This window comes from Nocardia sp. NBC_00565, assembly GCF_036345915.1.
Taxonomy (GTDB): domain Bacteria; phylum Actinomycetota; class Actinomycetes; order Mycobacteriales; family Mycobacteriaceae; genus Nocardia.
Genome location: NZ_CP107785.1, coordinates 8,385,566 through 8,408,822, shown reverse-complemented (window position 1 = coordinate 8,408,822; position 23,257 = coordinate 8,385,566). Strand labels below are relative to the sequence as shown.

General features: G+C 66.3%; 23 protein-coding genes. 11 read left to right on the top strand and 12 right to left on the bottom strand.

Annotated features, from left to right (window positions below; translation table 11 throughout):
* Positions 1–47: 47 nt before the first annotated feature.
* Positions 48–710 (top strand): phosphate signaling complex protein PhoU, encoded by a 663-nt coding sequence (gene phoU / locus OG874_RS38845; protein WP_330252020.1) that lies wholly within the window; start codon positions 48–50, stop codon positions 708–710.
* A 199-nt stretch (positions 711–909) separates the two neighbouring features.
* Here phoU and pstB read toward each other — a convergent pair whose 3' ends face one another.
* The 6 genes from pstB to OG874_RS38815 form a co-directional block, all read right to left on the bottom strand.
* Positions 910–1,686 carry a phosphate ABC transporter ATP-binding protein PstB gene (pstB, locus tag OG874_RS38840; RefSeq protein WP_330252019.1) on the bottom strand — a complete coding sequence of 259 codons (777 nt, stop codon included), beginning with the start codon at positions 1,684–1,686 and terminating at the stop codon, positions 910–912.
* An 18-nt stretch (positions 1,687–1,704) separates the two neighbouring features.
* Positions 1,705–2,610: a phosphate ABC transporter permease PstA gene (pstA, locus tag OG874_RS38835; protein WP_330252018.1), complete on the bottom strand. Its 906-nt coding sequence runs from the start codon at positions 2,608–2,610 to the stop codon at positions 1,705–1,707.
* A complete protein-coding gene (pstC, locus tag OG874_RS38830; RefSeq protein ID WP_330252017.1) occupies positions 2,610–3,584 on the bottom strand; it encodes a phosphate ABC transporter permease subunit PstC in 975 nt (324 codons plus the stop codon). Before pstC ends, pstA begins: the two co-directional genes overlap by 1 nt.
* 91 nt (positions 3,585–3,675) lie before the next feature.
* Entirely contained in the window at positions 3,676–4,791 is a 1,116-nt protein-coding gene (pstS, locus tag OG874_RS38825; protein WP_330252016.1) for a phosphate ABC transporter substrate-binding protein PstS, read from the bottom strand.
* 249 nt (positions 4,792–5,040) lie between these two features.
* Entirely contained in the window at positions 5,041–5,952 is a 912-nt protein-coding gene (gene mshD / locus OG874_RS38820) for a mycothiol synthase (RefSeq protein WP_330252015.1), read from the bottom strand.
* Positions 5,953–6,087: 135 nt separating this feature from the next.
* A complete protein-coding gene (locus OG874_RS38815) occupies positions 6,088–6,855 on the bottom strand; it encodes a winged helix-turn-helix transcriptional regulator (RefSeq protein WP_330252014.1) in 768 nt (255 codons plus the stop codon).
* A 409-nt stretch (positions 6,856–7,264) separates the two neighbouring features.
* On the opposite strand from OG874_RS38815, the gene OG874_RS38810 reads away from it, so the two are divergent.
* The 6 genes from OG874_RS38810 to OG874_RS38785 all read left to right on the top strand — a co-directional run bounded on the left by OG874_RS38810 (position 7,265) and on the right by OG874_RS38785 (position 11,369).
* On the top strand, positions 7,265–8,071 hold the full coding sequence (locus OG874_RS38810) for an LmeA family phospholipid-binding protein (protein ID WP_330252013.1): 807 nt from the start codon (positions 7,265–7,267) through the stop codon (positions 8,069–8,071).
* Positions 8,068–8,508 (top strand): thioredoxin family protein, encoded by a 441-nt coding sequence (locus OG874_RS38805; RefSeq protein WP_330252012.1) that lies wholly within the window; start codon positions 8,068–8,070, stop codon positions 8,506–8,508. Before OG874_RS38810 ends, OG874_RS38805 begins: the two co-directional genes overlap by 4 nt.
* A gap of 319 nt (positions 8,509–8,827) precedes the next feature.
* Positions 8,828–9,307 (top strand): DUF4395 domain-containing protein, encoded by a 480-nt coding sequence (locus OG874_RS38800; RefSeq protein WP_330252011.1) that lies wholly within the window; start codon positions 8,828–8,830, stop codon positions 9,305–9,307.
* 30 nt (positions 9,308–9,337) lie between these two features.
* Positions 9,338–10,171 (top strand): sulfurtransferase, encoded by an 834-nt coding sequence (locus OG874_RS38795; RefSeq protein WP_330252010.1) that lies wholly within the window; start codon positions 9,338–9,340, stop codon positions 10,169–10,171.
* A 4-nt stretch (positions 10,172–10,175) separates the two neighbouring features.
* The gene (locus tag OG874_RS38790) at positions 10,176–10,481 is read left to right on the top strand and encodes a DUF1416 domain-containing protein (protein WP_330252009.1); all 306 of its coding nucleotides are present in this window, start codon (positions 10,176–10,178) and stop codon (positions 10,479–10,481) included.
* Between the two features lie 183 nt (positions 10,482–10,664).
* Positions 10,665–11,369: an FABP family protein gene (locus OG874_RS38785; RefSeq protein WP_330252008.1), complete on the top strand. Its 705-nt coding sequence runs from the start codon at positions 10,665–10,667 to the stop codon at positions 11,367–11,369.
* Between the two features lie 85 nt (positions 11,370–11,454).
* On the opposite strand, the gene OG874_RS38780 is transcribed toward OG874_RS38785, so the two are convergent.
* The 6 genes from OG874_RS38780 to OG874_RS38755 form a co-directional block, all read right to left on the bottom strand.
* Positions 11,455–11,895 (bottom strand): hypothetical protein, encoded by a 441-nt coding sequence (locus OG874_RS38780; RefSeq protein WP_330252007.1) that lies wholly within the window; start codon positions 11,893–11,895, stop codon positions 11,455–11,457.
* A gap of 277 nt (positions 11,896–12,172) precedes the next feature.
* Entirely contained in the window at positions 12,173–13,882 is a 1,710-nt protein-coding gene (gene cydC, locus OG874_RS38775; protein WP_330257606.1) for a thiol reductant ABC exporter subunit CydC, read from the bottom strand.
* Positions 13,883–13,995: 113 nt separating this feature from the next.
* Positions 13,996–15,855, bottom strand: a complete 1,860-nt coding sequence (gene cydD, locus OG874_RS38770; RefSeq protein ID WP_330252006.1) for a thiol reductant ABC exporter subunit CydD — start codon at positions 15,853–15,855, stop codon at positions 13,996–13,998.
* Between the two features lies 1 nt (position 15,856).
* Positions 15,857–16,888, bottom strand: coding sequence for a cytochrome d ubiquinol oxidase subunit II (gene cydB, locus OG874_RS38765; protein WP_330252005.1), 1,032 nt, complete (start codon positions 16,886–16,888; stop codon positions 15,857–15,859).
* A 10-nt stretch (positions 16,889–16,898) separates the two neighbouring features.
* Positions 16,899–18,386: a cytochrome ubiquinol oxidase subunit I gene (locus tag OG874_RS38760; RefSeq protein WP_330252004.1), complete on the bottom strand. Its 1,488-nt coding sequence runs from the start codon at positions 18,384–18,386 to the stop codon at positions 16,899–16,901.
* A 195-nt stretch (positions 18,387–18,581) separates the two neighbouring features.
* On the bottom strand, positions 18,582–19,499 hold the full coding sequence (locus OG874_RS38755) for an aminodeoxychorismate lyase (RefSeq protein ID WP_330252003.1): 918 nt from the start codon (positions 19,497–19,499) through the stop codon (positions 18,582–18,584).
* Between the two features lie 339 nt (positions 19,500–19,838).
* On the opposite strand from OG874_RS38755, the gene ygfZ reads away from it, so the two are divergent.
* The 4 genes from ygfZ (at position 19,839) to OG874_RS38735 (ending at position 23,035) form a co-directional block, all read left to right on the top strand.
* Positions 19,839–20,954, top strand: a complete 1,116-nt coding sequence (gene ygfZ / locus OG874_RS38750) for a CAF17-like 4Fe-4S cluster assembly/insertion protein YgfZ (RefSeq protein ID WP_330252002.1) — start codon at positions 19,839–19,841, stop codon at positions 20,952–20,954.
* Positions 20,954–21,694, top strand: coding sequence for an MOSC domain-containing protein (locus tag OG874_RS38745; RefSeq protein WP_330252001.1), 741 nt, complete (start codon positions 20,954–20,956; stop codon positions 21,692–21,694). Before ygfZ ends, OG874_RS38745 begins: the two co-directional genes overlap by 1 nt.
* Positions 21,691–22,644, top strand: a complete 954-nt coding sequence (locus OG874_RS38740) for an asparaginase (RefSeq protein WP_330252000.1) — start codon at positions 21,691–21,693, stop codon at positions 22,642–22,644. The genes OG874_RS38745 and OG874_RS38740 overlap by 4 nt, the downstream gene beginning before the upstream one ends.
* A gap of 175 nt (positions 22,645–22,819) precedes the next feature.
* A complete protein-coding gene (locus OG874_RS38735) occupies positions 22,820–23,035 on the top strand; it encodes a DUF3073 domain-containing protein (protein WP_330251999.1) in 216 nt (71 codons plus the stop codon).
* Positions 23,036–23,257 lie beyond the last annotated feature (222 nt).

Here is a 23,257-nt window from a genome sequence, read left to right as displayed (position 1 = left end):
CCCTCCGTTGGTGACTAGGTCAGCACTGGGCACTAATGTCTGATTTCATGCGTGTCATCTACAACGAGCAAATGGCCGATCTCGCCCATCTATTGGGCGAGATGGCCGGTCTGGCGGGTTCGGCGATGGACCGGGCTACCCAGTCCCTGCTCCAAGCCGACCTCACTCTGGCCGAGTCGGTGATCAGCGAAGACGACCGGATCGCCGAAATGATCACCGATGCCGAGGAGCGGGCGTTTGCGCTGCTTGCGCTGCAGGCGCCAGTGGCGGGTGATCTGCGACAGGTAGTCAGCGCGATCCAGATCGTCCAGGATGTGAACCGGATGGGCGCGCTGGCACTGCACGTCGCCAAGGTGACCCGGCGCCGCCACCCCAACCACGCGCTACCGGAATCGGTGAACGGCTATTTCGCCGAGATGGGTCGCATCGCGGTGAATATGGGTGCGGGCGCCAAGGAGGTGCTCGAGTCCCGCGATCCCGAGCGCGCCGCGCAGCTCAACGAGGACGACGAGGCGATGGACGATCTGCACCGTCACCTGTTCACGCTGCTGATGGATCGCGACTGGAATTACGGTGTCGCCGCGGCCGTCGATGTGACGCTGCTCGGCCGCTACTACGAGCGCTTCGCCGACCATGCCGTGGAGATCGGCCGCCGGGTGATCTTCCTGGTCACCGGCGTCCTGCCGCCCGATCCCGACACCGAGGCGTAATTCGGCGAAACTCCCTGCCGGACACGGGAACAGGGCACGCAACCGGACATCAGGCACGCGATCGCGCCCCGGCTCAGGCCGGGGCTCTGCTCGTTGGTCGACAATGTCCGCCCAGGTGATCCGGCGATATCGCGAACCGAATTGCCCGACAACGGGAAAAGGCCCGCGCCGTAGCGCAGGCCTTTTGGCATTTCCAGGCTTATCCGAAGCGACCGGAGATGTAATCCTCCGTCGCCTTCTCCCCCGGGTTCGAGAAGATCTTCTCGGTATCGTCGATCTCGATCAACTTGCCCGGCTTGCCCTGCGCCTCCAGGTTGAAGAAGCCGGTCTGGTCGCTCACGCGCGCGGCCTGCTGCATATTGTGCGTGACGATGACGATGGTGAATTCCTTCTTCAGCTCGGTGATCAGGTCCTCGATCGCCAGCGTGGAGATCGGGTCCAGTGCCGAACAGGGCTCGTCCATCAGCAGCACATCGGGTGATACCGCGATCGCACGCGCGATGCACAGTCGCTGCTGCTGACCACCGGAGAGGCCGCCGCCCGGCTTGTCCAGCCGATCCTTGACCTCGTTCCAGAGGTTGGCGCCGCGCAACGAACGCTCGGCGACCTCGTCGAGCTCCTTCTTGTTGCGCACACCCTGCAGCTTCAGCCCGGCCACCACATTGTCGCGAATCGACATGGTGGGGAACGGGTTCGGGCGCTGGAACACCATGCCGATGGTGCGGCGCACACCGACCGGGTCGACGGTGGAGCCGTAGATGTCCTCGCCGTCCAGCAGCACCGCGCCCTCGACGCGAGCGTTCGGGGTCACCTCGTGCATCCGGTTGAGCGAACGCAGCACGGTGGACTTACCGCAACCCGACGGGCCGATGAAGGCGGTCACGCTGCGCGGCAATACCGACAGCTTGACATCGGCAACCGCATGGAATTTACCGTAGTAGATATTCAGGTCTTTGACGTCGATCCGCTTTGCCATCTGAGTATCCGTTCGCTTCTATCGGTTCCGCGTGAGCAGCTTGTTGACGACCGCGGCCGCCGCGTACAACAGGGCGATCAGCAGGATCAGCGTCAGCGCCGCGCCCCAAACCCGTACCCGGCCCGCCGGTTCCGGGTTCGCCAGCTCTTGGTAGATCAGCAGCGGCAGCGAGGCCATATTGCCGTCGAAGAGGTTGGTGTTGATCGACTTGCTGTAGCCGACCAGTACCAGCACCGGCGCGGTCTCACCCATGACGCGGGCAAGCGCGAGCAGGATGCCGCTGATCATGCCGGGCAGCGCGGTCGGCACGACGATCCGAACGATGGTCTTCCACTTGGGAATTCCGAGCGCGTAGGAGGCCTCACGCAACTCGTCCGGGACCAGCTTCAACATTTCCTCGGTGCTGCGCACCACGACCGGCAGCATCAGTAGCACCAGTGCGAGCGATACCGCGAACGCACTCTGTGGCGCACCGAGGGTGGCGATCCACAGGGCGAAGATGAACAGTGCCGCGACGATCGAGGGCACACCGGCCAGGATGTCCACCATGAACGTGGTGACCTTGGCCAGTGTGCCGCGGCCGTATTCGACCAAGTAGATCGCCGCCATGATGCCGAGCGGCACGGCGATGACCGCGGCGACCGCCGACTGCACGATGGTGCCGTAGATCGCGTGGTAGACACCGCCGCCGGTCTGATCCGGCAGAATGCCCTTCTGCGACTTCTGCCACCAGTCCAGCGATGCGACGGCGTCGAAACCCTTGGACACCACCAGGATCAGCACCCAGGCGAGCGGAATGAGAGCGATCGCGAAACACAGCCAGATGATGCCGGTGGCGATGTTGTTCTTGATCCGGCGCCCGGTGCTGACGTCCCGGAAGGTGGGCGCCTTGACCGGCTTGTCGAGTGTGGTCGTGGTGGTCATTACCCGTTCACCCTTCCGCCGGACACGAGCCGCGCCAGCGCGTTGACGACGAAGGTCAGCGCGAACAGCACGAAGCCCGCGGCGATATAGGCGCCGGTCGGCAGCGGCTGGCTGAATTCCGAAGCGGCGGCGGCGATTTTGGAGGCGAAGGTGTAGCCGCCGTCGAACAGCGACCAGTGCCCCGCCTGCGCGGAGGTGCGCAGCACGACCAACACCGCGATCGTCTCACCGAGCGCGCGGCCCAGGCCGAGCATGGATCCGGCGATCACACCGCTGCGGCCGTAGGGCAGTACGGTCATCCGCACCATCTCCCACTTCGTGGCGCCGAGGGCCTGCGCGGCCTCGATGTGCGTGACCGGAGTCAGGTTGAAGACCTCACGCGAGACCGAGGTGATGATCGGCAGGATCATCACCGCGAGCACAATGCCCGCGGTAAAGATCGTGCCGCCACCCGCGATCGAGACATTGCCGTCGGAGAACAGGAAGAACCACCCGAGCTTGTCGTTCAGGAAGGTCTGCACCGGCTCCAGCCGCGGCGCGAGCACCAGCACACCCCAGAGACCGAACACGATGGACGGCACCGCCGCCAACAGGTCGACCAAAGTCGCGAACGGGCGCGCCATCGTCTTCGGCGAATAGTGGGTCAGGAACAGCGCGATGCCCACACCGATGGGCACCGCGATCAGCAGTGCCATTATCGAGCTCAGCACCGTGACCATGAGCAGGTCCCGGATGCCGAACCGCAGGTGATCGGCATTGGTGGTGCTGAACTCGGTACTGGTGAAGAAGTTCGCCTCGTTCGCCATGATCGAGGGCCAAGCACGGATCAACAGGAATAGCGCGATCAGTGCGATCGCGGCGACGATGGTCGCTCCGGCTGCCGTGGCAAGCGACCGGAAGACGACCTCGGCCCCTTGTCTGTGGCCTTTCTTGGCCTTCGGTGAGGCCGGTTCGGTGCTCGGTTCACTCGACATAGGGGCAGTATCTCCAGCCGGCCGCGGGCCAGTCGAGTCCGACTGGCCCGCGGCGGTCACCTCAGGGTGCACGGTCATGGCAGCGCGGCTATCAGGAAATGGCGTTGATCGCGGTGGTCAACTTGGTCTTGAACTTGTCCGGGATCGCGACGTAACCCGCGGTGTCCAGACCCTTCTGGCCGTTGTTGACGGCCGAGGTCAGGAATGCCTTGACCGCCTTGGCGGTATCGGCATCGGCGTACTTCGAGCAGACGATCTCGTAGGTCGGCAGGATGATCGGGTACGCACCGGCAGCGGTCGGCTTGTAGAACGACGACGTGTCCAGGACCAGGTCGTTGCCCTCGCCCTTGATCTTGGCGCTGTCGATGGCCTTGGCCGCGGAGTCGACGGTCAGCTTGACCGGGTCCTTGGAGGCCGAGGTGACGATCTGGGCGATGGACAGGTTCTGCGCCTTCGCGAACGACCACTCGTTGTAGGTGATCGAGTTCTTGGTGCTCTTGATGGCGGCCGAGGTGCCTTCGTTGCCCTTGGCGCCCTCACCGACACCGCCGGCGAAGGTCTTGCCCGCACCCTTGCCCCACGCGCCGTCGGCGGCCGCGTCCAGGTAGAGCTGGAAGTTGTCGGTGGTGCCCGACTCGTCGCTGCGGAAGATGACGGCGATCTTGTCCGAAGGCAGCTTGGCGTTCGGGTTCAGCGCCTTGATCTCGGGGGCGTCCCAGGTGGTGACGGCGCCGTTGAAGACCTTCGCGGCGGTCGGGCCGTCGAGCACGAGATCGGTCACGCCGTCGATGTTGTAGGTGACGGCGATCGGGCCGAAGACGGTCGGCAGGTTCCACGCCGGTGCCCCGCAGCGCTCCTGCGCCTTGGCGGGCTCACCCTTGCTCGCGCTCAGCGGGGAGTCGGAGCCACCGAAATCGGTCTGGCCGCCGATGAATTCGTTGACACCCGCGCCCGAACCGCTGGAGGTGTAGTTCAGGGTCGAACCGCTGCAGTTGGCCTCGTAGGCGGCGACGAAGCGGTCCATGGCGTTTTTCTGCGCCGAGGAACCGCTGGCCTTGAGGGCCTTCTTGCCACCGCAGGCGACGTCGACCTTGGCCGCGTTGCTGGTATCGGCGGACGAGGAGTTGTCGTCACTGCCACAGGCGGCGAGCGGCATAGCGACTGCGGCCAGCACACCGATCAGGGCGCTGCTGCGCTTGAAGTTCACTTATTCCTCCGGGAAATCGCGTTCGACACGCCCGGTCCCTCACCGGCCCGGGCGGGTTTCGAGGTGCCGTTCGCGGGGAACTCGCGCACCAGGCGACAACGGTGCCGCCCATAAGTAACGTAGGGTCGCCCGGTTGACAGTTGGACCAAGCTGGGTGAACGGGGAGTGAACAGCCCGGCGCTAATAGGCCCGATATGTGTGACATTTGCCCCAGTGTTACTCGAGTGCCCCCGGGGGGCCGCCTGCTATTCAGTCATGGGTCGAATACGCGACGTCGATATGCGCTGCCGCGAAGCCGAGCCGCGTATACGTGTGCACGGCCGCGACATTGTCGGCCTCGGTGTAGAGCAACACTTCGTGGAGATCGCGTTCCCGCAGGTAGCGCAGGCCCGCGAGGGTGAGCAGGCGACCGAGTCCGCGTCCCTGCGCGGCCGGATCGATACCGACCACGTAAACCTCGCCGACCGCCGGGCTCTCGTCGTAGTGCACCTTCGTCCAATGGAATCCGAGGATGCGGCCCGGATCGGCGGGATCAACCGCGATGAACAGACCTTTCGGGTCGAACCAGGACTCCGCGCGCCGAACCTCGATATCGCGTTCGGTCCAGCCGCCCTGTTCCGGATGCCAGGCGAAGGCGGCGCTGTTGACACGCAGCAGTTCGGCGTCGTCGGACGGGCCCTCATAGGTCCGCAGCACGATGCCGTCGGGCACAGCCAATTCCGGTAGCTCCGGTGTTGCCAGCGACCGACGCATCTGCCACAACTCCCGTGCGGTACGCAATCCGAGGCGAGCTGCGAGCGCCTTTGCGGCGGGCCTGTTGCCGTGCGCCCACACGCGAGTTCCGGGGCCGCCCTCCGAAAGTGCGGCGGAAACCAATTCCGCACCGACGCCATGGCCGCGGGCGGCGGGATCGACGGCGACCTCGGCCATTGCGGGATGTTCGCCATGTGCCGGAACAAGATTCGCGTAACCGACGACGACATCCGCCCGCACCGCCACCAGATGCCTGGCCTCGGCATCGGTCGCGCCCAACGAGAGCACGGCCTGTTCCGAGACCGGCGCGACCCCATCCGCCGCAGCCGCCCGCTCGAGCAGCTCGCGCACCGCGCGCGCCCGCTCAGCATCCAGCCGCTCACTCCACCACAGCGCAGTCTCACCCATGAGCCACCTCTCCCTCGCCATACCAACCCCCACCACTGCACCGAACCCCCGAGCCGGGCAACAAGATCAGGTGGAACCTGGTGGCGGGGGCTACTCGGCCGATGCCGCCACGGATTCCACCTGGTCTCGAGCGACCTATTGGACGGAGCCGTTGACGGTGACGGGTGGGGTGTCGTCGGTGCCTTCGGCGGGTTCCTCGTCGGGGAAGGCGACGGGTTCGCCCTTGGCGGCGGTGCGGGCCGGGCGGACGGCCTTGTAGCCGACGTTACGGACGGTGCCGATCAGGGATTCGTATTCGCTGCCCAGTTTGGCGCGCAGGCGTCGGACGTGCACGTCGACTGTGCGGGTGCCGCCGAAGAAGTCGTAACCCCAGACCTCTTGGAGCAGTTGGGCTCGGGTGAAGACGCGGCCCGCGTGCTGCGCGAGATATTTGAGGAGTTCGAATTCCTTGTACGTGAGATCCAGGGGGCGACCGCGCAGCCGGGCCGTATAGGTGCCCTCATCGATCACCAGTTCGCCGAGGGTGATCTTGCCGGTGTTCTCCGGGCTCGCCACACCGCCGTTGCGACCGACGAGCAGTCGCAGCCGGGCGTCCAGCTCGGCCGGTCCGGTGCCGGGCAGCAGGATGTCGTCCAGGCCCCAATCGGCGTTGACGGCAACGAGCCCACCCTCGGTGAGCACGGCGACCACGGGCACCGACGAACCGGTGCTGCCGAGCAGTCGGCAGAGGCCGCGCGCGGCGGCCAGGTCGGTACGCGCGTCGACAAGTGCGACATCCGCGGTCCCCGCCTCCAGCAGGGACGCCACCTCGGTCGGCGCCGGACGCACATTGTGCGCCAGCAACGACAGAGCTGGCAGTACCGACTCGGGGTTGGGGTCGGAGGTCAGCAGGAGCAGCTCCACAAGCCCTCCTCCCATCTAGTAGCTCCGGACAACAGCCACACCGCCGGGGCCACGTCGTTAATCAGAGGTAATCGGATGCAAGATTAGCGCGTGAACACCGATGACCTCGTCATCCGGGGTTGAAAACCTGATGAGCTGTTTCTCGGCGTGGGTCAGCGTTATGTAGTTATGCTCTGGATCGCAGTACTCGCCGGGAAGTTGCCCGGAGAGGATAAACGCCTCGTGGAGGCCATGTAAGACCTCAACTCCTCCGGGAGTCGGCAGTGGCCGGTGAAGCAGGAAGGGCCTCGGCGAGAGTACCGCTGAGACTCGCTCAACGGTTAGTGTGGCACCTCGATAGAGAGCCTGCGCTCGGCCGAGCGCAGGCTGACCACGGTCTCCGACCCAACCTGCGATTAGGGTTGCGTGCATGCGCAAGCTGATCATCGTGCTGCTGTGCCTCGCGGGACTGGCAGTAGTCATCGATTTCGGCGTCGCCGCCTATTCCGAGTATCGCGTGTCGCGCGCCCTGCGCGTGGGCGCCGATCTCAGTGCGGATCCCGAGGTGACCATTCACGGGTTCCCCTTTCTCACCCAGGCGCTCGACGGCCGTTACCAGAACGTCGATGTCCGCGCGCACATCATGCGGCCCGATATTCCCGGTGAGGTTTCGGTCGAGGCGACGCTGACCGGAGCCCATCTTTCGCTCAGCGATCTCTCCGACGGGAACGTGCGCACCGTGCCGGTGGATCGGGCCGAGGGGCGGATGCGGCTCGAGCCGACCGAACTCGGCAAGCTGTTCAAAATCCCCGACCTGCAAGTGCATTCGGCACCGGGGAACAAATCCGACGGAACGGGCGGATCGGGCGGCTCCGGGATGACCACCGGGGGGCAACTGTTGCTCACCGGCACCATGCCGGGCAAGACGCCGAGCAAGCCCGGCGCACCGCTCGGCGGTGACAATGTCAGCGTGACGGCCGACCTGACGATTGACGGTGATCAGGTGAAAATCGTCGCGACCAGCATCTACCGCGGCACGGGTACCGATACGACGACCGCGGTCGTCTCCGAGGCCGAACGCCCCATGGTGCTCGAGCAGTTCACCCGGACCATCGACACCAAGGAACTGCCGTTCGGTCTGCGGCCGACGAAGGTGTACGCGATGGGCGGACAGATCGTCGTCGAGGGCAAGTCCGAGAACGTCACCATCGACCTCGACAGATTGCAGCGGCCATGATCGAAATCACAATTCTGGTGGTGATGATGCTGGCCGGGGTGGCGGTCGGGCTAATGCTGCGGCGACGCGACGGCAAGCTGCGCGCTAGCGATACCGCGGCGCCGACCGAATCCGCGCGCACCGGACTACTGGCGTCCGTCGGTGTCGACAGCTCCGGTCCCGCGGTGCTGCACTTCTCCGCCGACTGGTGTGGACCGTGTGCGGCCGTGCGCCGGGTCGTCGCCGGGGTGACCGAGGAACTGTCCGGATCGCCGCGCCCGCCGTTGGACATCGAGGTCGATATCGATGCCGAGCCGGCGCTGGCCAAGGAACTGAATGTGCTCTCGTTGCCGACCACGTTCGTCTTCGATATCGAAGGACGCGAGCGCTTCCGCATCTCGGGTGTACCCAAGTCCACCGACCTGCGCACCGCACTGGCACCCCTGACCGTCGGATAAACACCGCCGAAACGGCACTGACGGCGGAAAAACAGGGCGCGACAAGGGTTCATAGCATTAGTGATGAACCCCGGGTCCAATTCTCCGTCGGAACCAGGTAAACTACTTCCCGTGCAAGCCAACCACGAGCTGATGCTCACCCGACGCCGCACAGTTGATCTGTGTCGCCTCGGTGGTTGTTGCTGCCTGTGCCGCTGAGCGGTCGGCTCCCTCAGAATTCCTGATGCCGACCTGCGTCCGTCGTGCGAGTGATCTCTTGATCCCCCGGCGAACTGGCAATTTTCCGCCACCAGCAATATTCAGCGCAGGAGTATGCACAATGTCCACAAATTCTCGAACCACATCCGTTGCAGCCGCTGTCGTCGACGTTCGTGGTCCGCGCTTCGCCGCGTGGGTCACCACCGGCGTGCTCGTTCTGGTCCTGCTCGCGGCCGCCATCTCGACACCACTCGCCGCGGTGCTCATCGCCGCGCAGGCGGTGGTCTTCGCGATCGGCGCGGCCTACGGACCGCGCCGCCACCCCTACGGCCGGATCTTCGCCGCGTTCGTCGCGCCGCGCCTCGGTCCCACCGAAGAAACCGAACCCGCGGCCCCGCTGCGGTTCGCCCAATTACTCGGCCTGATCTTCAGTGCCGTCGGCCTGCTGGGTTTCCTGGCGGGTTCCACCGTTGTCGGCGCGGTATTCGTCGGCTTCGCCCTGTTCGCGGCGTTCCTGAACGCGGCGTTCGGGATCTGCCTGGGCTGCCAGATCTATCCGCTGGTCGCCCGGTTTCGCCGGACCGCCCCGGCTACGAACTGACCTGCAAGTCACCACCCCGAAAGGAACAACATGGCCCGCTCCGATGTCCTGGTCTCCGTTGACTGGGCCGAAGAGAACCTCAACGCCCCCGGCGTCGTCTTCGTCGAGGTAGACGAGGACACCTCCGCCTACGACGGCGGCCACATCGAGGGTGCCGTCCGGCTCGACTGGAAGAAGGACCTGCAGGATCAGGTTCGTCGTGACTTCGTGAACCAGGAGCAGTTCTCCGATCTGCTCTCGGCGCGCGGCATCTCGAACGACGACGAGGTTGTGCTCTACGGCGGCAACAACAACTGGTTCGCGGCCTACGCCTACTGGTACTTCAAGCTGTACGGCCACAACAACGTCAAGCTGCTCGACGGGGGTCGCAAGAAGTGGGAGCTCGACGGCCGTCCGCTCTCGCGCGACGCGGTCGCCCGCCCGGCCGGCCAGTACAAGGCCGCCGCGCCCGACCTGACCATCCGCGCGTTCCGCGACGAGGTCATCGCCGCCATCGGCGCCAAGAACCTGGTCGACGTGCGCTCCCCTGACGAGTTCTCCGGCAAGATCCTGGCCCCGGCCCACCTGCCGCAGGAGCAGAGCCAGCGTCCCGGCCACATCCCCGGCGCCATCAACGTGCCGTGGAGCAAGGCCGCGAACGAAGACGGCACCTTCAAGTCCGATGCCGAGCTGACCGAGATCTACGGCGAGGCGGGCCTGGACGGGTCCAAGGACACCATCGCCTACTGCCGCATCGGCGAGCGTTCCTCGCACACCTGGTTCGTGCTGCAGGAGCTGCTCGGCCACCAGAATGTCAAGAACTACGACGGGAGCTGGACCGAGTACGGCTCCCTCGTCGGTGCACCGATCGAATTGGGAGAGTAATCACATGTGCGCAGCACCTACCCAGGGCCAGGCCATTCCGGCCGGAGTCGATGTCGAGAAGGAAACGGTCATCACCGGCCGCGTGTTGAGCTCTGACGGTCAGCCCGTCGGCGGCGCGTTCGTGCGCCTGCTCGACGGCAACGGTGACTTCACCGCCGAGGTCGTCGCCTCGGGCACCGGCGATTTCCGCTTCTTCGCCGCGCCGGGCGCGTGGACCGTGCGCGCACTGTCCTCGTCGGGCAACGGCTCGGCCGAGGTCCGGCCGGAAGGCACGGGCATCCACGCCGTCGACGTGGCCATCGCCAAGTAGCAAAGCGACCAACGGCCCCGTTGTCTCCCGAGCGATCGGGAAGCAACGGGGCCGTTGTGCTGGGTGCGAGGGAAGTCGTTAGACTCCAAATGTGGTCCTCTTATTCGAGATTCTGCTGGTGGCCGTGGCCGTTCTCATCGGCTGGTTCGGCCTGTACGTCTTCTACCGGTTGTTCACCGAATCATGAGTGAACTCGCGAGCGAAGGTTCCAATCCGGCCGAGCGAGCGAGTGAACAAGTGAACGGCAACGGTCCTGCCGAGCCGTCGGCTCGTCGCAGTGGTGACGCCGTGGCCGAGGCGGCCGAACGGGCGAAAGCAACCGGTGCGCGCAATATTCCAGTGCTACCGGACCTGCCGCTACCCGAGGAAACCGCGAATCTGCGACTCGGCCCGGATCTGAGTTCGTCGATGCTTGCGCTGCTGCCGATGGTCGGTGTGTGGCGCGGTGAGGGCGAGGGCAACGACCCCGACCGCGGCGACTACCGCTTCGGTCAGCAGATCATCGTCTCGCACGACGGCGGCGACTACCTGGCCTGGGAGTCCCGTTCCTGGGTCATCGAATCCGACGGCTCCTACGGCGGCCCGGATCTGCGCGAGAGCGGCTTCTGGCGGGTCGGCATCGACGGCGACGACGAGGTCATCGAACTACTGCTGACCCACAGCACCGGCATCGTCGAACTCTTCTACGGGACGGCGTTGACCCAGTCCTCCTGGGAGTTGGCCACCGATGTGGTCATCCGCAGCCAATCCGGCATCGTCGTCGGCGGCGCCAAGCGGTTGTACGGCATCGTCGAAGGCGGCGACCTGGCATACGTCGAGGAGCGAGTCGTAGCCGACGGTCCGCTGGAGCCCAGATTGTCCGCTCGGCTGCGGCGCTACATCGGCTAGTACCTTCCCCGTGCCCCGTGTCCCTTTGGGAGCGGGGCATTTTGCTGCCCGGCTCTTTCCGCTCACTTACCCCGGCTGCCGACGTTCAGGCCTCCGGGTGCCATCTGACGAGGAGTTCGTCGGCAATGGTTTCGACGGCCAGGCGCGAGCCGTTCACCTCGAGGGTGGCGGCGCGGAGGCGGTCGTCGTGCAGGCGGGACTCGGTGATGGCGGCGATTCGGCAGCCGAGCAGGTGGGAGTACGGGGGTTCCGAGCCGACGTCGAACGCGGTGTACTTGCCTGACTCCGCGACGTATTCGATGTACTCGGGTTCGGAGACTCCCGCGAAGGGGTCGTGCCAGCGGGTTGATCCGACGCGCAGTTCCTCGCCGTCGGTTCCGGCGTCCAGCAGCAGGACCGAACCATCATCGAAGGTCAACTCGATGGGCCCCTCTGTTCGGTCGACATCCACGCCGTGCACATAGAACATCCGCCGAATCGCCTTGATCCGCCGACCCACTACCCCCGCAAGCCCCTCCGATGGCATCCTTCTCCCCTCGCTCGAAACCCGGTCGGAGGACTGTACCGAGAAGCGACCCGGAAAAAGGAACGGCCCCCGAGCCATACCCTGCTGAGTGCAAGGGTCCCGGTCGGACTAGACCGGTAGCTCGGGGGCCGGGTGACTGCCTGGAATTCGCTCAGCGCTCGCGCGAACGGAAATCCGTTGCAGCGGTGGCGCTAGCGGACAGCCACCTCACGAGTCCTTTGAACATACATTCTTCGAACCACCTCCTTCCTTGTGTACGAACGAATCTAGCCAGGAGTCAGCGGGTCGGCAACGGAATTTCTCGGTCGGCGGAATCGGCGGGTGCCGCGAATGCGATATACGCTGGAAAATCGGTCGTGACCTGGCCTGATGCATTGACGTGCAGAACCGTGTCGGCCCGATGATCCGACGGCAGCTGATGTGTGACGACAACCACGATCCGATCGGGTTCGAGGAGCCCGCTGTCGCTGTCGAGCAGATCGCGCAGCAGCTCGGCGCCCGCCTCGGCCTCCAGATGTTCGGTCGGCTCATCGAGCAGCAGCACCCGCGCGGGCGAGATGAGGGCACGAGCGAGCAGAATCCGCCGCCGCTGCCCACCCGACACCGCCGCCGCTCCGCCCACCAGATCGGTATCCACACCATCCGGCAGCGACTCCACCCATTCCCGGAGACCCACTGCGCACAACGCCTTTTCAGCCTCGTCCGCAGTGAGATCACCACGCGCGGCCCGCAGATTCTCCAGGACAGTGGTGCCGAAAATGTGCGCATCCTCGGCAAAGAACGTCACGCCCGGCTCGGGCGTATCGAACAACCCGGCCCAGGCCATCAGCAAGGTGGTCTTTCCCGCCCCACTCGGACCGACAACGGCAATCCTGCGCCCCTCTGGCCGCGCAGGCAGGTTGTCCGGCAACAAATCTCGCGGCGGTCGACTGCGACCGTTCACGCTGTGGCCGGTCGCGGCATGGTTGAACGGTTGTTGCGCCGTGCGATCTCGCGCGGTTGGTAGTGCGGATCCTGCACCCTCGAGTAAGGACAGGCGGTGCAGGGCGGCGCGGGCGGTGGTCAGAGCTTGGGCGGCGGCTGGGAGGGGAGCGACGGCTTCGAATGCCGAAAGGGGCAGCAGGACAAGGACGGTGAGGGCCATCGGGGTCATCGCACCGGGTGCGCCGCCGTGCGGGCCGTAGATCGCGATGCCGACCAGTAGGGCACCGATGACGCTCGCGCCGATCGACAGTGGGGTCGCGGCGGCCGCCCAGGCGCTGCGTGCGGCCGCAGAATCCTCTGCGGCGACCGCGCGTTGCCCCGCGCGCTGCGCAGCCGCCAGCGCGGCATCCAGCTTGCCCGCGACGCGGAGTTCGGGCGCATGGTCGAGGACGGTGAGGGCCTGTGCCGTGAACTCGGCACGGTCGGCACGCACCGCACGCTCGGCCGCCCGCGCGGCCCACCCCGACAGCCACGGCGCGACGATCCCGGCAACAACGAGCGACACAGCCAGAATCGCCGCCGCACCAACAGAAATGGTGGCCAACAGCCCGACCGCCGCCACCGACAACACAATCGCCACCGCGATCGGCACGAAGACGCGCACCACGACCGCGCCGAGATCATCGATATCACTACCGATTCGAACCAAGAGATCCCCACGCCGCAATGACGGCGGATCATCCGCACTTCGTATGGCGCGCCGCATCCAGATGTCGGAGCGGGCGAGGGTGCGGTAGACGGTGGTTCGTGCTGTGGTCATCGCGCGTAGGGCTACGTCGTGGGTGGCCAGGCGTTCCAGGTAGCGGCAGAGGCCGCGGGAGATGCCGAGGGCGCGGACGGCGACGACGGCGACGCTCAGGTCGAGGACCGGGGGCATCTGCCAGGCGCGGGCGATCAACCATGCGGCCAGTGCCGCCAGGCCGAGGCCGCTGCCGAGGGCGAGCACGCCCCACGCGATGGCTACCGCGATCCGCCACAGCGACAGGTCCAGCAGCGCCCACATCCGCCGCAGATCCCGCACCACCGTTCCATCCCGCCTTGCCCGCTGGTCGAGCGGTACATCACGGCGGACACCTCTCGGGGTTTGCCGCCACCATGTCCCGTTCGTCGCTCGATTCATCGGAGAGCCGCCTGGGGGTCTGGGGTTCGGGCTCGGACCGGGATGAGGTGGTCGGCGGCGGCGAGGATGGATGGGCGGTGGCCGATGACGATTACGGTGGCGCCTGCGCGGGCTCGTTGGTGTAGCGCGGTGAGGACTGTGGCCTCGCTGGCGGGGTCGAGATGGGCGGTCGGTTCGTCCAGGAGGAGGACGGGGCGGTCGGCGGCCAGCACTCTGGTGAGGGCGAGGCGCTGGCGCTGGCCCAGGGACAGGCCGACGCCGCCCGCGCCGACCACCGTGTCCCAACCGTGCGGGAGTTCGTCCAGGACCGCGTCGAATCCGGTTGCGATGCAGGCGGCTTCGAGTTCGTCGATGACTCGGGACGCGCCCTTGGCGGTGCGTTCGGATGTGCGTGCTCCGAGTAGTTCGAAGTTCTCGCGCAGCGTTCCTGGTACCAGGACCGGGCGCTGGGGTAGCCAGGCCAGTCGGGACCACCACAGCTCCTGGTCCAGGCCGCGCACGTCGGTGCCGTCCACCGTCACCGATCCCCGGTCCGGCCCGATCAATCCCAGGATCGCCTGCAGCGCCGTCGATTTCCCGCTTCCATTGGGACCGGTGAGCACCGTCACCGCATCGGGTCGCAGTACCGCCGACAGTCCGGCAGGCGCGAGCCCGTCTCTGGCGCGCACCGTAAGATCGCGTATCTCGATGACGCCCGCGAAGTCCGTTCGGCTGAACTCGCTACTTTCGTCGATCCGTGCCCCCAAGCGATCCGACGACCTTGCGCTGAGCCCGTGACCCGGATCAGGTGCCGCCCGCGCAAACTCCGCCGACTCGCCAACGCCGGAGCTCGAGTCATGCTCAGCCGCAACAGTTTCCGGCTCCAAGACGGCAAAGGCCCGATCAGCCGCCGCCATGCCATCCTGCGCCGCATGGAACCGCTCGCCCACCATCCGCAGCGGCAGATACACCTCCGGCGCGAGGATCAACGCCACCAACCCGGCGTAGAGGCTCATCTCGCCATACACCAACCGCAGCCCGATGGAAACCGCGATCAGTGCCACACTCAGCGTCGCGAGCATTTCGAGCACCATCGACGACAGGAACGCGATCCGGAGTGTACGCATCGTCCGCTGCCGCAACGCATCCCCGAGCTCGCGCACCCGGTACTCCATCGAGCGAATCCGGCTGTCGGGCGAATTCACGGGCGCACCACCGACCTCCCGCCCGAGCGCACGCAACGTCGGCATGCCGGCGAAAAGGTCGAGTAGCTGATCCGACAGCCGGGTGGTCGCGGCGAGCGTGGCTTGCGCCCGCCCCTGTGTGAGCAGGCCGATGAGGATCATGAACACCGGGATCAGCGGCAGGGTGACCACCGCGATGACCCCGGAGATCGGATCGTGAAATGCGATGACCACCAGCACGATCGGCGGCACCAGGCAGGCCAGCAACAGTGCGGGCAGATACCCGGTGAGATACGCCCGCAGCCCGGTCAGACCGGTGCTCACCACCACCGCGAGTTCGGTTCGGCGCGTTTCGAGTTCACGCGGTGCCAGCCGGGCACCCGCGTCCAGCACGGCGGTTTCCAGTTCGGCGACCACCGTGGCCCCGGCGCGATGCGCGAGCCGGGATTGCACCCCGGTGGCGAGCACCCGGCAGCCGATCGCGACGGCCAGCACGATCAATTCGAACGTCCACGCCCCGAAGGAGCGCCGACCGGGGTCGGTGATGACCCCGGCCAGCACGTTCGCCAGTGCCACCGCCGTCACCACGATCGAGCCGGTGATCACCAGGGACAGCGCCACACTCAGCACCAGATAGCGGCGGGCCGAGCGCGCGTACTTCCACAGCCGGGGGTCGACGGGTGGACGAGCCATGTCAGTCCTCGACCGATGCCAATGGCAGGCCGATGGGCGCCGGAATCTGCTCGACCGTAATCCGTTTGCGGAATACCCAATACGTCCAGCCCTGGTATCCGAGCACCACCGGCGTGACGATCACCGCCGCCCAACTCATCACCTTCAGCGTGTACGGCGTCGAGGAGGCATTGTCGATGGTCAGGTCGAACATGTCGCTGATGGTGGAGGGCAACACATTCGGATACAGCGACCCGAACAGCAGTACGGTGGCCGCAGCGGTGGTGACCGCCGTACCGACGAACGCCCACCCGTCCCGATCGGCGAAGCTCGCCGCCGCGGCGACAACCAGCCCGATCACCGCCAGCACCAAAGGAATCCAGGTCCATTCGGTCCCGTAGGCCAGCTGCGTCCACACCCCGAACGCACCGACCACCACCGCGGTCGGCACCAGCAACAGCCGCACCGACTTCACCGCGTCGTCGCGCACCTCGCCGCCGGTCTTCAACGCCAGGAACACCGCACCGTGCAACGCGAACAGCAACCCGGTCGACAGCCCGCCGAGCAATGCGTACGGCCCGAGCAGATCCCACACCGAACCGGCGATCTGCTTCTTCTCGTTCAACGGCACCCCGCGCACCACATTGGCGAACACCCAGCCCCACGCCAGCGCCGGTATCCAGGAACCGATTCCGATCGCGGCATCACACCAGGCCCGCCAGCGTGGATCGTTGACCTTGCTGCGGTATTCGATCGCGCAGACCCGCACGATCAGCGCGACCAACACCAGCAGCAGCGCGAGGTAGAAGCCGGAGAACAGGCTCGCATACCACTCCGGGAAGGCCGCGAACATCGCACCGGCCGCGGTCAGCAACCAGACCTCGTTGCCGTCCCACACCGGCCCGATCGTATTGAGCACCACCCGCCTTCGAGTATCGCTGCCCTTGCCGAGGATCGGCATCAGCATGCCGACCCCGAAGTCGAAGCCCTCCAACACGAAGTAGCCGGTGAACAAGACGCCGATCAGCAGAAACCAGAACTGTTGCAGATTCATCGTCGGCTCCCTAGTACGCGAATGAAAGCTGTTCGACGGCAGGCTCTTCGGCACGATGCCGCCCGGCCGACCCACCCGTATCGTCCGGCGGAATCGTCGGGGCCGCTTCGGGGCCTGCGATCGTGTACCGGCGCATCAGGTAGAACCACACCACCGCGAGCGCGCCGTAGAGCAGGGTGAAGACCACCAGCGAGGTGATCACCGTGCCCGCGACGTGGTCGGAGACGCCTTGCTGCACCATCAGCCGCAGCTGTTGGTCACCGGTCGGATTCGGCGCGACAACCCAAGGCTGCCTGCCCATTTCGGTGAAGACCCAGCCCGCGCTGTTTGCCAGGAACGGGGTCGGGATGGCGATCAGGCACAGCCACGAGTACCAGCGCTTATCGGTGATCCGGCCGCCGCGGGTCAGCCACAGGCCGACCAACCAGAGCAGGATCGCCCCGGCCGACAGTCCGATCATGGCGCGGAAGGACCAGTAGGTGACGAACAGGTTGGGCCGGTAGTCGCCGGGGCCGAACTTCGCGTTGTAGGCGTGCTGCAGATCGGTGACGCCGTCCAGGGTGACATCGCTGAACTTGCCCTTGGCCAGGTACGGCAGCACATACGGCACCTCGAGCACGTGGGTCACGCTGTCGCAGTTGTTGTGCGTACCGATGGTCAGGACCGAGAAGTCCGGATCGGTTGCGGTGTTGCACAACGATTCCGCCGAGGCCATCTTCATCGGCTGCTGTTCGAACATCAGCTTGCCCTGCACGTCACCGGTGAAGAACAGCGCGACACCGGCCACCACGATCACCCACAGGCCGGCGCGGCCGCCGGAGCGCCACATCGTGCGCGCCTCAGCGATTTTCGTCTCGTCGCCGCTGCGGGCGTTGCGCACCATCCACCATCCGGCGATGCCGACCACGAATGTGCCCGAGGTGAGGAACGCTCCGGCCACCACGTGCGGAAATGCCGCCAGCGTCGTGTTGTTCGTGAGCACTTCCCAGATGCTGGTGAGTTCGGCGCGCCCGCGCTCGGGGTTGTATTTGGCGCCGACCGGATGCTGCATGAAGGAGTTGGCCGCGACGATGAAGTACGCGGAGGCGTTCACGCCGATCGCGACGAGCCAAATCGTCGCCAGGTGTAGCGCTTTGGGCAATCGCGCCCAGCCGAAGATCCACAGACCGAGGAAGGTCGACTCCAGGAAGAACGCGACGAGTGCTTCCAGCGCGAGCGGTGCGCCGAAGACGTCGCCGACGAAGCGTGAGTATTCGCTCCAGTTCATCCCGAACTGGAACTCTTGCACGATGCCGGTGGCGACACCGAGCGCGAAGTTGATCAGGAAAAGTTTTCCGAAAAATTTGGTCAGCCGGTACCAGTGCTCTTTGCCGGTAATCACCCAAGCGGTCTGCATACCCGCCACGAGCGGGGCGAGACCGATCGTCAACGGTACGAAGATGAAGTGATAGACGGTCGTGATGCCGAACTGCCAACGCGATAAGTCCAGGACGCTCAAAACCGACCTCCTGCCGATCTACGACATGACGTAGTAAAGAGTACGCCCAGGAAAGGGCCGATCAAGACGCCTTATGCCACGACACACCGGGACACAAGACCGTCAACGGCCCGTTTTCCGAGCTCGTCACCCTCTCCTACGCGTCGTAGTAGGACGAAGATCACGGCAACGAAGGATCACGGCACAGCGCCGCACCTACCAATCGCCGATGGCTCCGGCGCGTTCCACTGCCCGGTCCACCAACTCGATGATCTCGGCCGCGTTGTCCGGCGCCATCATGCGCAGTCCGTCCAGCGAATTCACCCGAGCCGCCAAGGTGATGCTCGACAACAGCCAAATGCTGTCGCAGGTCAGCAGATCCGCGGTGAACAGCGAGTTGTAGCTGGTCTTCCACCCGGCCTTCTCGGCCTCGGCGAACAGCGCCCGCTGGGTGACCCCGGGCAGTACGCCGTTCTTCGCGGGCGGCGTGATCAGCTGCTTGTCCCGCGCGATCACGACCGAGGAGCGCGGCCCCTCCAGCACTCGGTTCTCGGTACTGGTGAAGATCACGTCATCGGCGCCCATCCGGTGGGCGAAGCGCAGCGCGGCCATATTGGTGGCATACGACAGCGTCTTCGCACCGAGCAGCTGCCAGGGCGCGGCCTGCGCCAGATCGACCGAGATACCGCGCGAGAGCGACACCACCGCGACGCCATCGGTGCGCGCCTTGTGCACCCGATCCGGCACCGGCAGCACCAACACATAGGAAGTCGGCACCGGCACCGCGGCCGCGAGATCACCGGAGGTGACGCTGGACCGGGCCGATAGCTCGGTATCGCGACCCCGCGTGAGCACCAGCCGCAGCAGGCCCTCGCGCTCGGTGCCCCATTCCTTCGTCGCCGTCTCGATCGCGTCCCGCCACTTCCCTAGCTCGAGCTCGGGTAGATCGAGCGCCTGCGCCGAACGACGCAGTCGGCCAAGATGAAATTCGATCGCGCACGCGTTCCCGCCACGCACCAAAATCGTCTCGAAGACACCGTCGCCGCGCAGCACGCCGATGTCGTCGGCAAACAACAACGGCGCGTCCGGATCTTGGACGGCGCCGTCGAGTGTTACTAGAACTCGATCCACCATGGGACGAGAGTAGGCGGTGTTCGATGACCGCGCCTAGGACTGTGTTGGATTTGCCGCGCCTGCGGCGCTGCGTGTTCGCGGCCCCCCGATGTCTCGCGTCCGATCCTTTCGAGCGACCTGCAAGCAGTCGCAAGCGGTGCCGTCGAAACTCGCGCCTGCGGCGCATGCGCTTCGACGACTCGGCTGAGTTCGATGGCCGCGCCTCCGGCGCGGACGCGAGACGGGCCGCGAACGTCGCTCGTAAGACTCGCTCCGTCGTGGTCGCTGAGGAGCGGACGTGCCGCACCCTCAACAGGCCACCGACAGCAAGCAATTAGGTTCGCGCCTAGAGTGGTCTACGTGTCCGTGGTCGTTGCACCCAGCCCCATCCTCGCTGTACCGGGCGCCGTCGCGGGAGCGGCCGGTTCGCCGGATGCCGCCGTCGCGTGGCATTACGGGGATCCCTTCGGCGAACAGCGCGCCGCCGCGCAACGGGTGGCGATCGTCGATCGGTCGCATCGTTTCGTTCTGAAGATCACCGGTGCCGAGCGGCTGACCTGGTTGCACACCATCACCAGCCAGCACATCGCGAACCTGAGCGACGGCCGGTCGGCGGAGAGCCTGGACCTCGATCTCAACGGCCGGGTGCTGCATCACTTCGTGCTCACCGAACTGGACGGCACGGCGTGGATCGACACCGAGGCCGACCGCGGACCGGCGCTGCTGGAGTTCCTGGCGAAGATGGTCTTCTGGGCCGACGCCAAGCCGGTCGAGGCCCCCGATCACGTGGTCCTGAGCCTGCTCGGCCCGCGCGCCGGTGCACTGACCGAGACGCTGGGCCTTACCGCTCTCCCCGACACCTACGACGCGGTACCGCTGCCGAGCGGCGGATTCCTGCGCCGGATGCCGTGGCCGAGCGCGGACTCCTTCGATCTGGTGATCCCGCGCGACCAACTCGCCGACCGCTGGGCCGGCCTCACCGCCGCGGGCGCCGAACCGGCCGGCATGTGGGCCTTCGAGGCGCTGCGCGTCGCCGCACTGCGTCCCCGGATCGGCCTGGATACCGACGAACGCACCATCCCGCACGAGGCCCGCTGGATCGGCGGGGTCGACGAGCACGGCGCGGTCCACCTGGACAAGGGCTGCTACCGCGGACAGGAAACGGTGGCCCGGGTACACAACCTCGGCAAACCGCCGCGTCACCTGGTGCTGCTGCACTTGGACGGCTCCGCCGACGAGCGCCCGAGCACTGGCGAGGACGTCACCGCGGGCGGCCGCACGGTCGGCAGGCTCGGCACCGTCGTCGACCATTACGAATTCGGGCCCATCGCACTGGCTTTGGTCAAACGCACGATCCCGGCCGATACCGCGCTGACCGCGGGCCCGAGCGCCGCCGCCATCGATCCGGATTCGGTGCCCACCGATGACGCACACCAGGCGGGTCGCGTCGCGGTCGACCGGCTGCGTGGCCGCTGATGCCGTCCGATCGGGCGCGGGTACTGGCCGTCTGTGTCGTACACGCCGAACTCGACGCGCCCGGCCGCGTCGGCCGGACCGCGATCGATAAGCGACCGGTGCCCGACCGGGTGGCCGTGCGCGCTCGCGGTCTCGACGGTGATCACGTATGCGACATCACGAATCACGGTGGCGTGCACCAGGCCGTCTACGCCTACGCCGAGGAGGACGCCCGGCGCTGGGGCGCGGAACTCGGCCGCGAACTGCCCGCGGGCTGGTTCGGCGAGAACCTGCGCATCTCCGGTCTCGCGGTCAGTGACGCGGTGATCGGCGCGCACTGGTCCATCGGCGACACCCTGCTCGAAGTGAGCGCGCCGCGTGTTCCCTGCGCCACCTTCCAGCACTGGTCCGGCGAGGCCCAGTGGGTCAAGCGCTTCACGCTGCAGAGCGATACCGGCGCCTACCTGCGCGTACTCACCGAGGGCACGATCGGCGCCGGTGACACGGTCGAGATCGTGCACACGCCCGACCACGGTGTCACCGTGCGCGACCTGTTCACCGGCAATGATCCGGAACTGCTCGCGATCCTGCTCGCCGCCGAACCGACCATCTCCGATGACGTGCGGATGCAGATCGAACGGCACCGCCGCCGCCACGCCAATGCCCAACGCGCCCGAGCCCAACGCACCCAGCCCCAACGCACCCAGCCCCGCCGGGCCGACGCGACGACCGCCGAGACACCGATGGGAGCCCAGCTATGACCGTCGAACTGGTCGAGGTCGTCCGCTCCGGCTTCCGTGAATGCGTGCACAGCGGCTCGGTGGTCATCCTCGGCCCCGACGGCGAGCCGACCCTCGCACTCGGCGAGGTGCACGTCCCCATCTTCCCGCGCTCCACCAATAAACCCATGCAGGCGATCACCCTGCTGCGCAACGGCTTCGATCCGCTCGACGACGCGGAGCTGGCCATCGCGACCTCCTCGCACTACGGCGAACCCGATCACGTCGCGCTGGTAACGCGCCTGCTCGACCGGTTCGGCTTCGACGAGAAGGCCCTCGAGTGCCCGCCCGACCTGCCCTCGGACGAACGCGCACGCCTCGCCGCACTTCAGGAATCGCCCGAACCCCGCCGGGTCTACATGAACTGTTCCGGTAAGCACGCGGCCATGCTCGCCACCTGCGCGATCAACGGCTGGCCCACCGAGGGCTATCTGGACCAGGCACATCCGCTGCAGCAATCGGTGATCGCCACCATCGCCGACCTCACCGGCGAACCCGAGACCGACCTCGGCATCGACGGCTGCGGACTGCCGATCATTCCGGTCTCGCTGGTGAATCTGGCGCGCTCGTTCGCGGCCATGGCGACCGCCGAGCCCGGTACACCGCAGCGCCGCGTCGCCGACGCGATCCGCGCCAACCCGCGAGTGATTTCGGGCACGAACGCACCCGATTTGCTGACCATGCGGGCGACCCCGGGTCTGGTCTGCAAGATCGGCGCGGATGGTGTGCACGCGGGCGCGCTGCCGGACGGAACAGCGTTCGCGTACAAGATCGCCGACGGTCACGACCGCGCGCGAATCCCCCTGACGCTGGCCATTTTGCATCGCATGGGGATCGAGTGGACCGATGCGCACGCCGAACTCGCGGCGCCGCCGGTACTCGGTGGCGGTGCCAGAGTCGGCGTCATCCGAGCGATCCCCGGGGTCGTGTAAAGGGGTCGGCCCGACGGCGACAAACGGGCAAACGGCCCACTTCCGGAGTTCTTCGCGCACTCCTGGAAGCGCGACCGCCTGACACACGCTAAAGTGTCTGTCAGGAAGAGTATTAATTCGAACGGGGCCGCCAACAAACCCCAGGCCGCCCCGCAGTGACGCGAGGGGGTCAGCCATGGGCCGTGGCCGGGCTAAGGCAAAGCAGACCAAAGTCGCACGAGAGCTGAAGTACAGCTCGACGCCGACTGACTTCCAGAGCCTTCAGCGCGAGCTTTCGGGTAGCCCTAACTCTCCGATGAGTGGTGGACTGCTGTCCGATGAGCACGACGCGGACGAGTCCTCTCGCCCCGAGTGGGACGAGAGCGACAAGTACGACGACTGGCGCCGCTGACTCGGTAGACGGGTAAAAGGGGAGGCCGACAGGCCTCCCCTTCAGACGTTTGCCGGGTTATCGGACCAACCATTCGAGGCTTGCAAAACACCAGCGTCCCGCATCTGACGATGCGGGACGCTGGTGTCTATCTCCGTGCGCCGCATACGCACCACCACGGAGCGAGTCTTACGAGCGTATGCGGGACGCTGGCGTCTATCTCCGTGCGCCACATGCGACACC

What these genes read in the sequence shown, in the direction of transcription:
- phoU (WP_330252020.1), top strand. Translation starts at nt 48, where the DNA reads ATGCGTGTCATCTACAACGAGCAAATGGCCGATCTCGCCCATCTATTG.
- pstB (WP_330252019.1), bottom strand. Translation starts at nt 1,686, where the DNA reads ATGGCAAAGCGGATCGACGTCAAAGACCTGAATATCTACTACGGTAAA.
- pstA (WP_330252018.1), bottom strand. Translation starts at nt 2,610, where the DNA reads ATGACCACCACGACCACACTCGACAAGCCGGTCAAGGCGCCCACCTTC.
- pstC (WP_330252017.1), bottom strand. Translation starts at nt 3,584, where the DNA reads ATGTCGAGTGAACCGAGCACCGAACCGGCCTCACCGAAGGCCAAGAAA.
- mshD (WP_330252015.1), bottom strand. Translation starts at nt 5,952, where the DNA reads ATGGGTGAGACTGCGCTGTGGTGGAGTGAGCGGCTGGATGCTGAGCGG.
- OG874_RS38810 (WP_330252013.1), top strand. Translation starts at nt 7,265, where the DNA reads ATGCGCAAGCTGATCATCGTGCTGCTGTGCCTCGCGGGACTGGCAGTA.
- OG874_RS38805 (WP_330252012.1), top strand. Translation starts at nt 8,068, where the DNA reads ATGATCGAAATCACAATTCTGGTGGTGATGATGCTGGCCGGGGTGGCG.
- OG874_RS38800 (WP_330252011.1), top strand. Translation starts at nt 8,828, where the DNA reads ATGTCCACAAATTCTCGAACCACATCCGTTGCAGCCGCTGTCGTCGAC.
- OG874_RS38795 (WP_330252010.1), top strand. Translation starts at nt 9,338, where the DNA reads ATGGCCCGCTCCGATGTCCTGGTCTCCGTTGACTGGGCCGAAGAGAAC.
- OG874_RS38790 (WP_330252009.1), top strand. Translation starts at nt 10,176, where the DNA reads ATGTGCGCAGCACCTACCCAGGGCCAGGCCATTCCGGCCGGAGTCGAT.
- OG874_RS38785 (WP_330252008.1), top strand. Translation starts at nt 10,665, where the DNA reads ATGAGTGAACTCGCGAGCGAAGGTTCCAATCCGGCCGAGCGAGCGAGT.
- OG874_RS38780 (WP_330252007.1), bottom strand. Translation starts at nt 11,895, where the DNA reads ATGCCATCGGAGGGGCTTGCGGGGGTAGTGGGTCGGCGGATCAAGGCG.
- cydC (WP_330257606.1), bottom strand. Translation starts at nt 13,882, where the DNA reads ATGTGGGCGCTGCTGGACCTGTCGCTGTGGCGGATCGCGGTAGCCATC.
- cydD (WP_330252006.1), bottom strand. Translation starts at nt 15,855, where the DNA reads ATGGCTCGTCCACCCGTCGACCCCCGGCTGTGGAAGTACGCGCGCTCG.
- cydB (WP_330252005.1), bottom strand. Translation starts at nt 16,888, where the DNA reads ATGAATCTGCAACAGTTCTGGTTTCTGCTGATCGGCGTCTTGTTCACC.
- OG874_RS38755 (WP_330252003.1), bottom strand. Translation starts at nt 19,499, where the DNA reads ATGGTGGATCGAGTTCTAGTAACACTCGACGGCGCCGTCCAAGATCCG.
- OG874_RS38745 (WP_330252001.1), top strand. Translation starts at nt 20,954, where the DNA reads ATGCCGTCCGATCGGGCGCGGGTACTGGCCGTCTGTGTCGTACACGCC.
- OG874_RS38740 (WP_330252000.1), top strand. Translation starts at nt 21,691, where the DNA reads ATGACCGTCGAACTGGTCGAGGTCGTCCGCTCCGGCTTCCGTGAATGC.
- OG874_RS38735 (WP_330251999.1), top strand. Translation starts at nt 22,820, where the DNA reads ATGGGCCGTGGCCGGGCTAAGGCAAAGCAGACCAAAGTCGCACGAGAG.